The 14,618-nt window shown below is 70.6% G+C and carries 11 protein-coding genes; 6 read left to right on the plus strand and 5 right to left on the minus strand.

Annotated elements, in window-relative coordinates; translation table 11 throughout:
* Positions 1–51 precede the first annotated feature (51 nt).
* Positions 52–1,587, plus strand: a complete 1,536-nt coding sequence (locus B100_RS0122835; RefSeq protein ID WP_158686743.1) for a condensation domain-containing protein — start codon at positions 52–54, stop codon at positions 1,585–1,587.
* Positions 1,588–1,603: 16 nt separating this feature from the next.
* Here B100_RS0122835 and B100_RS0122840 read toward each other — a convergent pair whose 3' ends face one another.
* Positions 1,604–3,025, minus strand: coding sequence for an amino acid adenylation domain-containing protein (locus B100_RS0122840; RefSeq protein ID WP_024886733.1), 1,422 nt, complete (start codon positions 3,023–3,025; stop codon positions 1,604–1,606).
* Between the two features lie 23 nt (positions 3,026–3,048).
* Entirely contained in the window at positions 3,049–4,251 is a 1,203-nt protein-coding gene (locus B100_RS0122845) for a cytochrome P450 (RefSeq protein WP_024886734.1), read from the minus strand.
* A gap of 133 nt (positions 4,252–4,384) precedes the next feature.
* Between B100_RS0122845 and B100_RS0122850 the strand changes: the two genes are divergently transcribed.
* The 3 genes from B100_RS0122850 (at position 4,385) to B100_RS0122860 (ending at position 8,427) form a co-directional block, all read left to right on the plus strand.
* Complete coding sequence (locus B100_RS0122850; protein WP_024886735.1) at positions 4,385–4,993, plus strand: class I SAM-dependent methyltransferase; 609 nt, start codon at positions 4,385–4,387, stop codon at positions 4,991–4,993.
* 456 nt (positions 4,994–5,449) lie between these two features.
* Positions 5,450–7,603, plus strand: a complete 2,154-nt coding sequence (locus B100_RS0122855; protein ID WP_486585681.1) for a DEAD/DEAH box helicase — start codon at positions 5,450–5,452, stop codon at positions 7,601–7,603.
* A 62-nt stretch (positions 7,604–7,665) separates the two neighbouring features.
* Complete coding sequence (locus tag B100_RS0122860; RefSeq protein WP_024886737.1) at positions 7,666–8,427, plus strand: hypothetical protein; 762 nt, start codon at positions 7,666–7,668, stop codon at positions 8,425–8,427.
* Positions 8,428–8,656: 229 nt separating this feature from the next.
* Here B100_RS0122860 and B100_RS0122865 read toward each other — a convergent pair whose 3' ends face one another.
* Together B100_RS0122865 and B100_RS37000 are read right to left on the minus strand one after the other, a co-directional pair.
* Positions 8,657–9,955 carry a M14 family zinc carboxypeptidase gene (locus B100_RS0122865; protein WP_024886738.1) on the minus strand — a complete coding sequence of 433 codons (1,299 nt, stop codon included), beginning with the start codon at positions 9,953–9,955 and terminating at the stop codon, positions 8,657–8,659.
* A 12-nt stretch (positions 9,956–9,967) separates the two neighbouring features.
* Positions 9,968–10,126, minus strand: coding sequence for a hypothetical protein (locus B100_RS37000; RefSeq protein ID WP_158686744.1), 159 nt, complete (start codon positions 10,124–10,126; stop codon positions 9,968–9,970).
* Positions 10,127–10,212: 86 nt separating this feature from the next.
* Here B100_RS37000 and B100_RS0122870 point away from each other — a divergent pair, with 86 nt between their 5' ends.
* Positions 10,213–11,460: a ThiF family adenylyltransferase gene (locus tag B100_RS0122870; RefSeq protein WP_037723309.1), complete on the plus strand. Its 1,248-nt coding sequence runs from the start codon at positions 10,213–10,215 to the stop codon at positions 11,458–11,460.
* The gene (locus B100_RS0122875) at positions 11,457–12,881 is read left to right on the plus strand and encodes a hypothetical protein (RefSeq protein WP_024886740.1); all 1,425 of its coding nucleotides are present in this window, start codon (positions 11,457–11,459) and stop codon (positions 12,879–12,881) included. Before B100_RS0122870 ends, B100_RS0122875 begins: the two co-directional genes overlap by 4 nt.
* A 13-nt stretch (positions 12,882–12,894) precedes the next feature.
* On the opposite strand, the gene B100_RS0122880 is transcribed toward B100_RS0122875, so the two are convergent.
* Positions 12,895–14,334 (minus strand): inositol phosphorylceramide synthase, encoded by a 1,440-nt coding sequence (locus B100_RS0122880; RefSeq protein WP_051490035.1) that lies wholly within the window; start codon positions 14,332–14,334, stop codon positions 12,895–12,897.
* Between the last annotated feature and the right edge of the window lie 284 nt (positions 14,335–14,618).

A 14,618-nucleotide genomic window follows, 5' to 3' on the forward strand; every position in this document is an offset into this window, starting at 1 on the left:
GACGGTATGGATTCAGGGTGCGCCGGCGCGCCCGGCAGAGAGGCGATCTGGGTGAGTAATGTCAATGCACGACGGGACGCGATCGTGCAGGCGTGGCGGACCGTACTGGAATCCGATCCCGCCTCCGATGACGAGAATTTCTTCGATGCGGGTGGAAACTCCATCCTGCTCGTCGTACTTCAGCGCGAGTTGTCCAAGCGGCTCGGGTTCAGGGTTCCCCTGCGCATGATCAGTGGAGCCCCGACCGTGTCCGGTCTCATGGAGCTGGAGGGCGCTACGGGCGGGAACAGTGAGACGGCCACGCCGTTTCCGCCTCCCCAGGACAAGCCCGCCCCGCTGGCCCATTCCCAGGAAAGACTGTGGCTGGCCGAGCAGTTCAACCCCGGGCATGCCGACGGCACGATCGAGCACGCCTATTTCCTCTCCGGTGACCTCGATCCGACGAGGCTGGAGTCGGCGCTTCTTCGAGTGATCGAGCACCATGCGGTGCTGCGCACGGTCTACCCGATCGACGAGGTGAGTCTCGAGCCCACCCAGGTGGCTCGGCCGACCGCGGCGCTCACCCTCGAACAGCGTCCGGCAGCGAACGTTTCCGGCGCTGAAGACTTGGAGACATTGGCCGCCAGGCTCATTTCGGACTGGTGGGAGACGCCGTTCGACCTCGAGGCGGATCCTCCTTTGCGCGCACGGCTCTGTGCACTGGACGAAGGCCGCCACATGCTCTGCCTTCAGATGCACCATCTGGCGTTCGACGGCTGGTCGGAGAAGCTGCTGATAGAGGACCTCGCCACGGCCTATGCAGGCGGAGACTTGCAAGCACCGCCTGTCAGTTATGAGTCGTACAGCCGGTGGGAGCGGGCGGAGACCGAACGCTGGCAGGAGAACGACATCCCGTTCTGGCGGGAGCACTTGAGCCAAGCACCCCCGCCGTTCCTGCCCGCCCCGCCGGACAGCGCACAAGCAGCGCGGAGGGAAGAGTCGTTCGACCTTGACCGGGAGACCGTGGGTCGGCTGATCGGGGCCGCCGCCCGGCACAGCGGTCCCCCCGGCGCCGCCCTGCTGGCCGCCGCCGGCCGAGCGATGTCGGGAGTCTTCGGCGTGCCGGACCTGTGCCTCGGCACCGTGACGGCCGGCCGGGTGGCGACCGCGCTCGAACCGGTCATCGGGTGCTTCATCAACCCCCTGGCGCTGGTGCTCCAGGGAGCGTCCGAGCAGACTGCAGGAGAACTGCTGAGCAGCTCGGCCGAGGTGCTCACCTCGGCCATGGAGCACGGGCGGACGCCGTTCAACGAAGTCGTCCGGCTGCTGGGCCCGGACCGCAGCCGCCACCCGTGGTTCCAGGCATGGGTCGTGCTGCAGAACGACCCACCTCGAGTCGTGCTCGACGACACGGTCCTGCTCGAGGCCGTCCGTGTTCCGCAGCCCCTCAGCAGCCTTGACCTCCTCGTCGAAGCCATCCCGCGGCCGGACGGGGGCTGGCGAGTGTACCTCGCCTGGCGCGCGGACTACATCGACGAGGTGACCGGGATGGCGCTGTTGGAGGGGCTTCGCACGGCATTCACCGACATGGCCGCCCTGGCCTCCTGATCCACTGGTCAGTGGGTCAGGAGGCCAGCCGGGCGCGGTCCACTTTGCCCGCAGTCGTACGGGGCAGAGAGTCCAGGACGGTGAACTTCGCCGGGCAGTGACTCACTGGCAGACGGTCACGGATCCACTGCCTGAGGTCGGCCGGCGTGACCTCCACGCCGGCCACGACCAGCGCCTCCAGGTAGGCGCGCTCCGGCCGGTCGCGGTCCCGCAGTACCACTACGGTCTCCGTGACCGCCGGGTGTTCCTCCAGCGTCGCCTCGACCTCGCCGAGCTCGATACGGTGACCGCGCAGTTTGACCTGATCGTCGTCGCGTCCGAGGAAGAACAGGCGGCCGTCAGCCAGGCGACGTCCGCGGTCGCCTGTCCGGTAGACCATCTGTCGCCCCTGTGGGGTGTCATGGAGGTGAAAGCGTCGGCGGGTCAGCTCCTCTTGGCCGAGATACCCCGCAGCCAGACCCTCACCGAAGAGCAGGATCTCTCCCTCCTCTGGTTCGCCTTCGCCCGTCGTCGGCCCGTCCAGCGCGACCCCCGAGCCGGGCAGCGCGGATCCCAAGGGGATCGAGTCGGCCGATTCGATCCGTGCTGCCGTCGCGAAGATGGTTGCCTCGGTGGGGCCGTACAGATTCCACAGTTCCCGCGCACAGCCGAGCAGTTGCGCTGCCAGGCTCTGAGTCAGCGGTTCGCCTCCACACCAGATTCGGCTGTCGGTCGCACCTTCCCAGCCGCCCGCCGAAGCAAGGCGCCAGAAACTCGGAGTCGCCTGGATGATGTCGGGGGTATGCAGTCTGACGAATTCAGCGAAGGTGTCAGGATCCGTCCGGGCATCCGTGGGAGCAGCGATGAATGTACCCCCGACCGAAAGAGGCAGCAGCAGCTCTGCCATCGAAATGTCGAACGACAGAGCGGTCATGGCGACGATGGATTCGCCGGGGGCGAATCCGGGCACCGCGGCCAGCCCCGACAGTCGGGCGAGGAGGGCCTTGTGCGGAACCATGACGCCCTTGGGCTGCCCGGTGGAGCCGGATGTGTACATCACATAGGCGATTTCCGAGAAGGGCACAGGGGCCGCTTCCCCGTCCTGCCCGTGAGCGGTGACCTTGGCAGTGAAGAGCCCTTCTTCGACGGACTTCAAGACCAGCGCGGGGCGGGCGTCGGAGAACACTTTTTCCCGGTGGGCCGACGGGCTCTCACTGTTCAGCGGAAGCACGGCACAGCCGCATCGGGCCGCGGCCAGCATCGCGATCGAGGCGCTCACCGGATTGCTGGTGTCGAGAGCGATCAGGGAACCGCGCGGCACTCCGTCCAAGGCGGTCTTGGAAAGCGCCAGTGCTCGTTCGGTGAAGTCCTCGTACGTGTACCGGCGTGTGCCGACAGCCGCGACCGCCGTCGGCGTGCGTTCGCACTGTTCCGTGACGACATCCCATATGGTCCGCATTCTGGTAACCCCCTCCTCAATACCTACGCGAATGCCACGTCGAGCCGCTCGAGCACCGTCACCCCGTTGTGTGATCGACTGACGGGAGGCGCGGCGAAAGACAGAGTGCTCGATCTCGATGCCAGAGCTTGAAGTGCCACCTCGGCTTCCAGCCTGGCCAGTCGGGCCCCGAGGCAGTAGTGGGCGCCGAGACCGAAGGTCAGGAGCCGTTTGATTTCCCGCCCGGGTTCCAGTCGGTCGGGCGTGGAGAACACCGCCGGGTCTCGGTTGGCGACCCCCAGCATGAGCAGGACCAGATCACCCGCCTCGATACGTCGGTCGGCTATGCTCACCGGCTCTCGCGCCACCCGGGCGACCTGCTGTACCGAGGTGTCGAATCTGAGTAGTTCCTCCAACGCCATTCCGGCCTGGGGAACGGTCAGTTGCTGCCAGGTGCCGGTATGGATCGCGGCTCGGACCGCCTTGCCGATGAAGGTGGAGGTGGTCTCAAATCCAGCATGGACGAGGAGGCTCGCAGTGGCCAGTACGTCTTCCCGCTCGATCTCTCCCGCGTGAAAGGCTCGGTGCAGCAGACTGATCCCGGTGCCGTCGTCGGCGCTACCGGCGCGCAGGACGGATTCGACCGCGTCGGATATCTCGCGCACGGCACGGTCCCCTTGTTCCCGCGCCTGAGGGAGATAGTCGGCTCTCAACAGGGCGTCGATGTCCTGGGTCCATGACCGCAGTCGTGGCGCGACGTCACGGGGCAGGCCGAGTACGTGACAGATCACGCGGCTGGAGAGCGGAATCGCCAGATCGGACATCACATCGAGGCTGTTTCCGACCCCGGCGAGCAGATCTGTCACCGTCGATTCGACAAAAGAACGAGTGCCGTCGACGCGCTCTGCCGTGAAGAGTGGCGCCACGATTTTACGTAACCGGGCATGGCGTGGATCGTCGTTGAACATGAACCAGCGACGTACAACGGAGTTGGTCCGTGAGCCGCTGCCACTGTCCGGGGTGTCCTCGTGCAGCGCTGTGCCACCCTGCGTCGGCCAGCCGGAAGACAGAGCCGGATTCCGTAGCAATTGCGCCACCTCGGTGTATCCGGTCACCACCCATACACCGAGGAACTCGTCCCACTCAACCCGATCGCCGCCTTTGAGGGAGAGGTAGTCGGCGCACGGATCAGGGCGAACAGCCGGCGTTGTTGTTCGGTAGGGGCATCCGATTGCGTCGACAAGCAAGCCGATTCACTCCCGTCGGACTACAGGCGATACCGGACCTGGTGGTGCCGCCTCAGCATAGCCGGGCATCAACTCGGATTCGTCAGAAGGTGCTTGATGTGACCGGCTGACCGTAGAGGCCATACTTGCCGTCATGTCGATGAACGGCACTGCTGCCTACCGCCTGCACAGCGGGCCGCTGCCCCCGCTTGTCGAGCGCGCCCTCGACGCTGCCCAACGCTATGGCTTCGGCTACTCCTGCCGCCCCGAGCAAGGCCGACTACTGCAAGTGCTGGCCGGCGGCGCCCGACAGCGCATCGCCGAGACGGGCACCGGATGTGGGGTGGGTCTTGCCTGGCTGGCCAGCGGAGCGGCCCCGAACGTGGAACTGCTCAGTGTGGAGCGAGATCCGGCGCGGGCGAAGGTTGCTGCCGACGTCTTCTCCCATGTGCCGCAGGTACGCGTGTTGTGCGCCGACTGGACTCATATATACGCGCACGGGCCGTACGACTTGCTTGTGCTTGACGGCGGTGGCCAGGCCAAGGGCGGCGGTGCTGCGGATCCCGAGCGCCTACTCGTTCCGGGTGGAGTGCTCGTCGTCGACGATTTCACGCCTTCCCAGACCTGGCCGCCCTCTTACGCTGGTCGTCCCGACACTGCCCGGCTCCACTGGCTGGGCCATCCTGCCCTGCGGACTGTGGAGCTACCGCTGGCCGATGATCTTAGCGCGGTAGTCGCTGTACGGCGTATGGGCCCGACCTAGGACGAGGGCGATGGCGTCACCGCCTTGTGTTTCGCCTTCCTGCGCCTCCACTTGAGCTGTGTCGGCGGGGCGCTTCTCCCTGGGGTCGCTCGTCGTCCAGAGAGTCGCCGTGACGCTCTGAGTACCTGGTGTCGCTGGAAGACTCCTCTGAGCTGCAGTATGCGCGGCGTCCATCCTGCTCCCATCTCGCAAACTTCGTACATCTGCGGACGCTGGAGGGTACTTTGGTGATCTTGAGTCTTCTTGCATCTTGTCGCGGCGCCTGTGTCGGATGGGTGCTGGATACGCGCGCGTTTCCGCAGGTCAGAGCCTTATGATGGAGTTCCGCTTCAACGTCTGATCTCCTCCCCGTGAGTGGCCTGGCCTGCGAGGACGCGGGTCAGGCCCTCTTGTTCTCGTCGGCGTCGGTCAAGTGGGAAGGGGCGCGGGGTGGGGCGGGGCGAGCGGGACGCCGTTGTGAGGGGAGCGCGGCTCCACGAGTCGGCGCGGGCCGTGACCGCCGACCACGGCAAGGCCGTCGACGCGGTGAGGGCGGCGCTGCGGCCGCTCCACGACGCTGCGGTCAAGCGGGAGCTCGACACCCTTCCCGTCGCCAGGCTCCAGGACGTCACCGAAGGACGCCTGCGGCTGGGGAACGTGGAGGGCGGCGGCCTGCGCACGGTAAGCAGTGTCCTCGAAGCGGGCCCCTACCGGCTGCGGCAGATTCCCGGGGTGGGGCAGCGCACGGTCGATCAGATGCTCGCCGCGGCTCGCCGGCTCTCCGAGGCCGTGCACGAGACGGTGGCCGTCCACCTGGACGTGGACCGGCCGAAGCCGAGGACCACCGCACTGGTCACGGCCCTGCACGTCCTGGTGGAGGCGGGACCGGAGGCCCGGCGTGCGGTGGAGCGGGCCGCGGCCCTGTCGGAGCGGCTCGGCCCGTTGCTGGCCGAGGCGCGGCCCGCCGCCGGACGCATCAGGATGCTCCTGGCCGGCCAGGAGAAGAGGGCGCGTGCCCTCGTGGCGGTCGACGAGATCCGCTCGCTGGTGGAGGAGGCCGAGCAGGCGGGCCTGCCCGAGCTGCTCGCCCAGACATCGGTGGACCTGCTGCGCGGATCCCCGTCCGACGTCGCGGCCTGGGTGGACTTCGAACTCCGTTCCGCCGAGTACTACAGCCTGCTCGCCGAGATCGCCGGCCGGCCGCCCGACACGGCCGCGGCCGAGGGCTTCCTGCCGGAGGAGATCGCCGAGCGGGTACGGACCCAGCACCTCGACGACGCGCACCGCCGGGTCTCCCTGCGTGGCTACCAGGCGTTCGGTGCGCGCTTCGCCCTCGCCCAGCGCAAGGTGATACTCGGCGACGAGATGGGTCTTGGGAAGACCATCCAGGCGATCGCCGTGCTGGCACACCTGGCCGCCGAAGGGCAGAGCCACTTCATGGTCGTCTGTCCGGCGAGCGTCCTCGTGAACTGGACCCGGGAGATCGAGGCCCGTAGCGCCCTGCGCGTCACGGTGCTCCACGGTCCCGACCGGCACGACGCGTTCGCGGACTGGAAGGGCCGGGGCGGGGTGGGGGTGACCACGTTCGACGCACTGCGCGGCTTCCCGGTGCCCGGCGGCGGGGAGGTCGGCGTGCTCGTCGTCGACGAAGCGCACTCCGTGAAGAACCCGAGGGCCAAGCGGTCCGAGACGGTCGCGCTGTGGACCGAGCGCTGTGAGCGCAGCCTCTTCATGACCGGAACCCCGATGGAGAACCGGGCCGCGGAGTTCCGCAACCTGGTCCGGATGCTCGACGCGAAGGTCGCGGACTCCCTGGGCGAGCGAGGCGCCCTGGTGGGATCGGCCGCCTTCCGCAGGACCGTCGCCCCGGTCTACCTGAGGCGCAACCAGGAGGACGTGCTCACGGAACTTCCCAGTCTTCAGCAGACCGACGAGTGGGAGGAGCTGAGCGCGGCGGACGAGGAGGCGTACCGCGAAGCCGTGCGCGCCGGCAACTTCATGGCGATGCGCAGGGCCGCGTACGCACGCCCCGGGAAGTCGGCCAAGCTGGCCCGCCTCCGCGAGATCGTCCAGGAGGCCGGCGAGAACGGGCAGAAGACGGTGGTCTTCTCCTACTTCAAGGACGTGCTGGCCGTGGTGGAGGCAGCGCTCGCCGCGGACTTCGTTGCCGGCGCCGCGGTGTTCGGCCCGCTCACCGGAGGCGTCTCGGCAGCACGGAGGCAGCAGATCGTCGACGACTTCGCCGGTGTGCAGGGGCCGGCGGTGCTTCTGGCGCAGGTGCAGGCGGCCGGGGTGGGCCTCAACATGCAGGCCGCCTCCGTCGTCGTCATCTGCGAACCGCAGATCAAGCCGACCATCGAGCACCAGGCGGTCGCCCGGGCCCACCGCATGGGCCAGGTCAGGCCGGTACGTGTGCACCGCCTGCTCGCCACCGGAGGAGTGGACGAACGCATGGTGACGATGCTGGAGAAGAAGACCCGCCTGTTCGACGCCTACGCCCGCCGCAGCGCCGTGGCCGAAGCGACCCCGGACGCGGTCGACGTGTCGGACACCGAGCTGGCCCGCCAGATCGTCGAGGAGGAACAGACCCGCCTGGGCCTGACGAACGGGAGCCCCACGGCACCCGATTAAGGGGCCCTTCGGTCCGGTAGACCGGCTGAGTGCGGCCGGCCGCACGCCTGCATACTCGGGCCGTGGACTGGGCGGGGATGTACGACTGTTTCGGGGACGTCGATCGCGTTCCCGAGTTGCTGGGGCGGGTCGAGCGGGGGGACGACGCCGAGGCGTGGGACGAGCTGGGGCACCGGCTGCTGCTCGAATGTGCGACGGTCTTTCCCGCCGGCTTCGCCGCACTGCCGCGTCTGGTGCCTCTTACGTCGCACAGTGCGCGGGCGCGCGAGCTCGCCGGGCTGATCGTGATGTGCGTCCCGTCCCCTCACGGCTGTGACGACCTGCTGCCGGGCTGCGCCGACGCGATCAGGACGTTCCGCGACATCCTCGACCGGCACCTGCGGTCGCGCCCGGACGACTACCTGGCGAGCTTCCGCTTTCTGCTGGCGACCGAGGAGCAGTACCACTGGAGCGCCGTCCTCGGGGACTTCTCGGACGACTTCTACGAGGTCGCCTGCCCGCACTGCGCCGTCGACGTGACGATCGCCATCGGCGCGTACGGGCGCTACTCGGCGATCCGGGACTGGCACCTCGGAGACGTGGGCCGGCGCGACCTGAGGCCCGCGGACCCGGCAGCCCTGTCCGGCGTCGGCCGACGGATGTACGCCACGGCCGTCCGCGACGGCCAGGGCGCCCTCGCCGACGGCATCACCCACCTCTTCGGCCACGCCGAATGCCCCCGCTGCGGCAGCGTCTTCACCATCGCCGAGGAGTACACGTCCGCCAACCGCCCGGTGATGTGGGGGTGCTCCGACGGGGCTGGTTACCAACTTCGATGTTACTAACTTCGATGTTACTAACCTCGATGTCAGTAACCTCGATGTTGGTAACGGCCCGCTGCTGCGTGGCCGTTGTGAGGGGGGCGAAGGCCGCCGTGAAGAAGGCCGTCACCTCCTCCGCGTAGGCGTCGGCGTCTCCGGTCGCGCGGAGGTGGTCCTGGTGGATGTCGGGGAGGCGCACCAGGGAGGACTCCTCCAGGCGGAGGGTCGTGGTCAGGGGACCCGACCTGAGAGGTCAGCGACGCGCCGCTCGTACCGCGCACTCCGCCGCCGCCAGAACCGTGCGTGACTGGAGGTCCACCTGGTCGCGCACCGGGACCCAGCGCAGGGCCAGGGCCTGCGCGAAGTCCGCGCACCAGGCCCTGAAGAGGGCGTGCAGCTCGTCGTGAAGCGCGGGGGCGGCCGGGTCGTCCGAGGCCGACAGCAGGCGCAGCAGCAGTCCCGCCGCGCGGAGCGGCTGGCGGCGGGCCACCACGTCCAGGGCGCACACCTGCGAGGTGGTCAGCGGCTCCGAGCCCTCGGCGGCCTGCCGCGCCAGGGGCTCCCAGGAGTCGGCGACCAGGTCGTACAGGCCGTCCGCCATCCACTCCAGTACGCGCCGGGGCGCGCTCTCCTCCGCCGGCGGCAGCAGCCCGCGCGCCTTGTCGAGGACCGCGGTCACCTGCTCGCCGCCGTCCCGCACCAGCCGGGACAGGCCGCGCAGGGCGCGCAGGGCGTCGGGGTGCGGGGACGGAGCGTCGGCCAGGACGCTCGCCCACATGGGCACCTCGACGATCGCCGTGACACCGCCGTACCGCTGCGGCGCGCACCACGTGGACCGGCCGATGTTCTCGGAACCGGCCGCCAGCCGGCCGGTGCCCTCCGGCGGCGGGAGGACGTGGACGCCGGGGGCGGGGTTCTCCCAGTACAGGGCGTCGAACGTGCCGTGCTGGACGGGGACGGAGAGGTCGGCGGCGGCCGTGTGGAAGGGTGCGGTGAGGCCTGGGAGGGCGTCCGTCAGCTGTACGAAGGCGCCGCCGGCCTCGATGCCGTGCAGGGAGCACTGCAGGACCGGGCGGTAGGTCTCGATCAGGTCGAACAGGGCCTGGCTCTCCGGGAGATGCCGCGGCACGATCGGCGCCCACTCGGGCTGCTCCGCCGCGACCGGACGGAAAGCGCTGCGGAAGTAGTGCTCCAAGGAGGGAGCGGGGCCGGCCGTGGCCTCCTCGATGCCCTCGCTCAGCGCGGCGCCGTCCGGGTCCAGGCACAGCACGAAGTCCCAGGTGACGCGGGCCGGGTCGGTCGCCGCGGTGCGTCCGTCGCCGCGTGCCACCCGCTCCGCCAGCGCGAGCGCCGTCGCGGCGCCGACCGGCTCGTCGGGGTGCGGCCGGGCGACCACCAGGACGTGGTGCGGCCCGTGGCCGACGGACAGCGTCTCCAGGGGGCGGCCGGCGCGGGACGTGCCGACACGGCGCAGGCGGCCGGCGCCCGGGTACCGGGCGACCAGCCGCCGCGCCGACGCGGAGACGTCCGCGACCGTCAGGTAGCGGTCCATCCTGGGCGTCCGTCAGGCGCCGCCGTTGCCACCGCTGTCGCCGGTGGTCTCCTTCTTGTCCAGCGGACGGATCTCGATCTTGTTCGCCATGCCGTTCCTCCCCTTGATGGTTGTCGCACGAGGACCAGATGTGCGCTTGCCAGGGTTCGTCGGCTGGGCAATCGTTGTCAATGAGCGTTGCGGGTGCGGTAGTTGAGGCCGACGAGATTGGCGCGAAGATGACGGTGTGGACAGCGGGACAGGCCACGGTCCGTACGATGCGGCGGCCTCGGGTCAAGCCGGAGCACCGGGCCTACCGGACCGTGGACGGCGACGTACGGATCGGCGGCGTCGTCCACGGCATCGGAGCCGAGATCCGGGACCCCGACGGGTGGGTGTGGACCCTCGTCGAGGCGATGGACGGCACGCGCGGGCCCGACGGCGTCGTCGCCGAGGTGTCCCGGTGCCACCCCCGGCTCGACCTGCGGGCCGAGGACATCGTCCAGGCGATGGACGACCTGACCGGGGCCGGGTACGTGGAGGACGCCGGCGCCCCGCCGCCCGCCGAACTGTCCGCGCGCGAACGCGAGCGCTACGGCAGGGGGATGACCCTGCTGCGCTGGATGGACCTCCGGCCCCGGGAGAGCGCCTGGGACCCGCAGATGCTGCTGCGGCGGGCCCGGGTGCTGCTGGTCGGCGTCGGAGGCACCGGCGGAGCCGCCGCGCGGGACCTCGTGGCGTCCGGTGTGGGGCACCTGCACTGCGTCGAACCGGACGTCGTCGAGTTGTCCAACCTCAACCGGCAGACGCTGTTCGGCGAGGGAGACCTGGGCAGGCCCAAACTGGACGCGGCACTGGCCGCGCTGCGCGCCCTCAACGCCGACACCACGGTCACCGGCGAGCGCCGCGAGGTGCGTGGTCCCGCGGACCTGGAGGACCTGCTCACCCGCGCGCCGGACGGCGTCCCTGGGTTTGGCGCCGTCCCTGAGTCCAACGCCGTCCCCGGGTTCGTCACCGTGCCTTCACCCCTCCGTCCGGACGTCGATTCACCCGCCCGCTACGACCTGCTGCTCCTCGCCGCCGACCGTCCCCCGGTGATCCGCCGATGGGTGAACCGGGTGTGCCTGGACACCGGCACCCCGTGGGCCGAGGCCGGCTACCGCGGGCCGCTGGTCAGCGTCGGGATGTTCGCACCCGGCCGGGGCGCCTGCTGGCAGTGCCTGCGCGACGCCGAGGTCGAACGGCGTGACCTGCGCCTCGCACCCGGCCAGGACGAGGACGTCGCCTCGCCCCGCATGCCGTGGAACCCGGTCAACGCCGTGACCGCGGGCCTGTCCGGCAGCCTGCTCGCCCACGCCGCCGTCACCCTGCTCTGCGGCATCCCGCCGGTCGAACCCGGCTGCCGCTTCGGCCTCAACCTGATGGTGCCGGGCGACCCGGTCATGCAACGCTCCGAACGGCGTGACGACTGTCCCGCCTGCGGTACGCGGCCGGCGGCGACCCCGCACCCCGGGGAGGCCCCATGACGGGCCCGAGCCCGAGCACGAGCACGGACACGAGCACGAGCACGGACACGGACACGGGCACGGGCACGGACACCTCCGAGGGATCCCCGCCCCGCGTCGAACCGTCGGCCCGCGTCGTCCTGCACGACCTCGCGATGCGGCGCGACCGGGACGAATGGATCGTGGGCCGCATGGCCACCCGCACCTTCGTCGCCCTGCCGACCGCCGGGGCGCGGGCGGTGGAACTGCTCGGTGAGGGGCTGAGCGTGGCCCGTACGCAGGAGAGGCTGCGCGCCGAGACGGGTGAGGCCTTCGAGATCTCGGAGTTCGTCGAGGACCTGGCTGCCCTCGGATTCGTCGCCCGCGTCGGGGAGCAGGCGCTGCCCGACCCCGAGCCGCCGCGTGCCTCCCTGCCGTGGCTGCGGCCCGGCCACGTCCGGTTCGCCCTGCACCCCGCGTTGCCCGTGGCGGTCGCCGTGCTGCTGGCGGCGGCCCTCGTCACCCTGCTGCGCCGCCCCGGCCTGCTGCCCGGTTACCGGGACCTGCTGTGGAGCCCGCACGGCAGCGTGGTGCTGCTCAGCGGGGCGGCCACCGGGTGGGCGCTGCTGCTGGCCCACGAACTGGCCCATCTGGTCAGCGCCCGCGCAGCCGGCGTCCCAGGACGGATGCGGCTGGGCACGCGGCTGCAGTTCCTGGTCATGCAGACCGACATCAGCGGTATCGAACTCGCCCCGCGCCGCCACCGGTTGACGGCCTACCTGTCCGGCATCGCGCTCAACCTGTCCGTCGCCTCGGTCCTGGTCCTGGTCCTGGCCGGGACGGACGCCGGGTCGACGGCCCACCGGCTCACGGCCGCGGGCCTGCTGCTGGCCCTGATGCCGCTGCCGTTCCAGCTGATGGTGTTCACCCGCACCGACGTGTACTTCGTCCTGCAGGACCTGACCGGCTGCCGGGACCTGTACGGCGACGGTCTCGCCCACGCCCGCCACCACTTCCGCCGGGCGGTGCGGGCGCTGAGGGCGCTGCGCCCCGGCGTCCGTACGGCGGCGGCAGAGGACAGGGACGGGGTGGCCGGGGACAAGGCGGACGGGGACGGGGTGGCCGGGGACAAGGCGGACGGCGGCGGGGTGGCCGGGGGAGGCGACCCGACAGCCCGGCTGCCCGCCCACGAGCGCCGGGCGGTCCGCCTCTACAGCGTCGTCCTCGTCGTCGGCACGGTGGCCTGTCTGGCCTTCATGGCCGCCGTCACCCTGCCCCTCGACATCGCCCTGCTGGTCCGCGCCGTACGCGGCCTGGCGCCCGGGAAGGGCGCCGCCGTCCACGCCGACTCGGTGGCGGTACTGGTCACCCTGGGCGGGGTCAACGTCCTGTGGCTCGTCACCAAGTGGCGCGACCACCGGTCACGGCGGCGGGCGAAAGCGACCGCGCGCTTCCGGCCGTGACCTGCCCGGGCCGTCAGACCAGTTCCGGCCGTGCGTCCGGGGACCCGGGCGACTTTGGGGTCTCACTCGATTCCGGGGACTTCGAGGGTCCGGCCGTCTTCCGGGGCTCGGTCGACTTCGCCGGTTCCGCCGGTTCCGCCGGCTCGACCGACTCCTCCCGCGACCCGACCGACCCCGCCGGCTCCACCGCCTCCGGTGCCGAACGAGGTCCCGGGACGGTTGCCTCCGTGTCCTGCCCCCGCGCCGTACGGACGTACGCGTAGATCACGGTGCCCGTCGCCAGGAGGAGGAGCGGGCCGTACAGCCACGGGCGGGCGGCCAGCTCCACCGGCATCCAGCGGTACGCCGACAGCAGCGCGGCGAAGACCGCGGAGCCGAGGACGACCAGCCGGACGGCGGACCGGTTCCAGCCGTGTGCGGAGCACCGCACCGCCGTCTCGATGGTCAGCGCGAACACCACGCCGGCGAGCAGGTCGGCGCCGTAGTGGTAGCCGAAGCCCATCGTCGCGGAAAGCGTGCCGACCAGCCAGAACGTGCCCGCGTACCGCATCGCCCGGGACCCCTGGCGGGTGTGCACGAAGAGCGTGACGGCCCAGGCGGTGTGGAGGCTGGGCATGCAGTTGCGCGGGGTGATGTCGTCGAACGGGATGGGCTGCGGGCCGGTGACCGGGGGCAGCGTGTCCGGCCAGAGGTTCGCCACCGCGTAGGCGCCGCCGTCGGCACCGTAGGTGAAGATCGGGCCGACGACCGGGAAGATCATGTAGATCGCGGGCCCGAGCAGGCCTATCACGAGGAACGTGCGCACCAGGTGGTGGGCGGGGAAGCGGCGGTCCACGGCCACCCGGCGCAGCTGGTAGAGGCCGACGAGCGCGGCGGCCAGCGGGAGCTGGCCGTAGACCACGTGCAGGACGCCCGTGCTGACCGGCGCGGTGGCCTCCAGCAGGCGGCCCATCATCCAGGACGGGTCGCCCAGGGCGTGGTCCGCGGCCGCCACGTAGGCGTCGAGCACGGTCGGCCGGGTCTCCGAGGTGATCAGCAGCCAGGTGTCACCGGTCTTGTGGCCGGCCACCAGCAGCAGGCCGAGACCGGTGCCCTTCAGCAGCAGCAACCGTTCCTGCCCGGTGCGGCGCGTGACGCCGAGGACCGCGACGCCCAGCACCACCCACAGCGCGCCGTTGCCGAAGTTCAGGTCGGCGCCGGCCGCCCACCGCACCAGGAAGAAGACGATGTCCACGCCGGCGGCGACGCCCAGCGCGATCAGCCGCTGCCGCCAGGTGAGCACCACCATGGTCAGCGCCAGCCCGCCGTACAGCAGCGGACCCGACTCGGGCTTGAAGATCACTTCCCGGGACTGCTCGGTGATCGGTCCCGAGAAGCCGTAGCCGCGCGCCACGATCTCCAGCGCGACGAGGAAGCCGAGCGTCACCGCACCCGCCGCGGTCCACAGGACCACGCGGGGCCGGCGCCACGCGGCGGGCTGCGTCCCGCGGTCGTCCCGCGGCGGTGTTCGAGTCGGTTCGGTTATCAACTGTTCGGCCTATGTTCTCGTTTTGTGCGCACGTGGCACATCGCGCTGAGGGGCAGGGTCGTCCGGTGGTCAGCCGGTGAATGAGGACATCCGTGGTGAGTTCGAACATGTTAACGGGGGTGGGGGCGGAGTCCATGGGCTGCCTGTGCCGCATCTGTGCCCGGCGCCCGGCGCCCGGCGCGCGGTGCCCGGCGCCCGACGCCCGGCGC

The sequence above is a fragment of the Streptomyces sp. CNH189 genome, assembly GCF_000527195.1.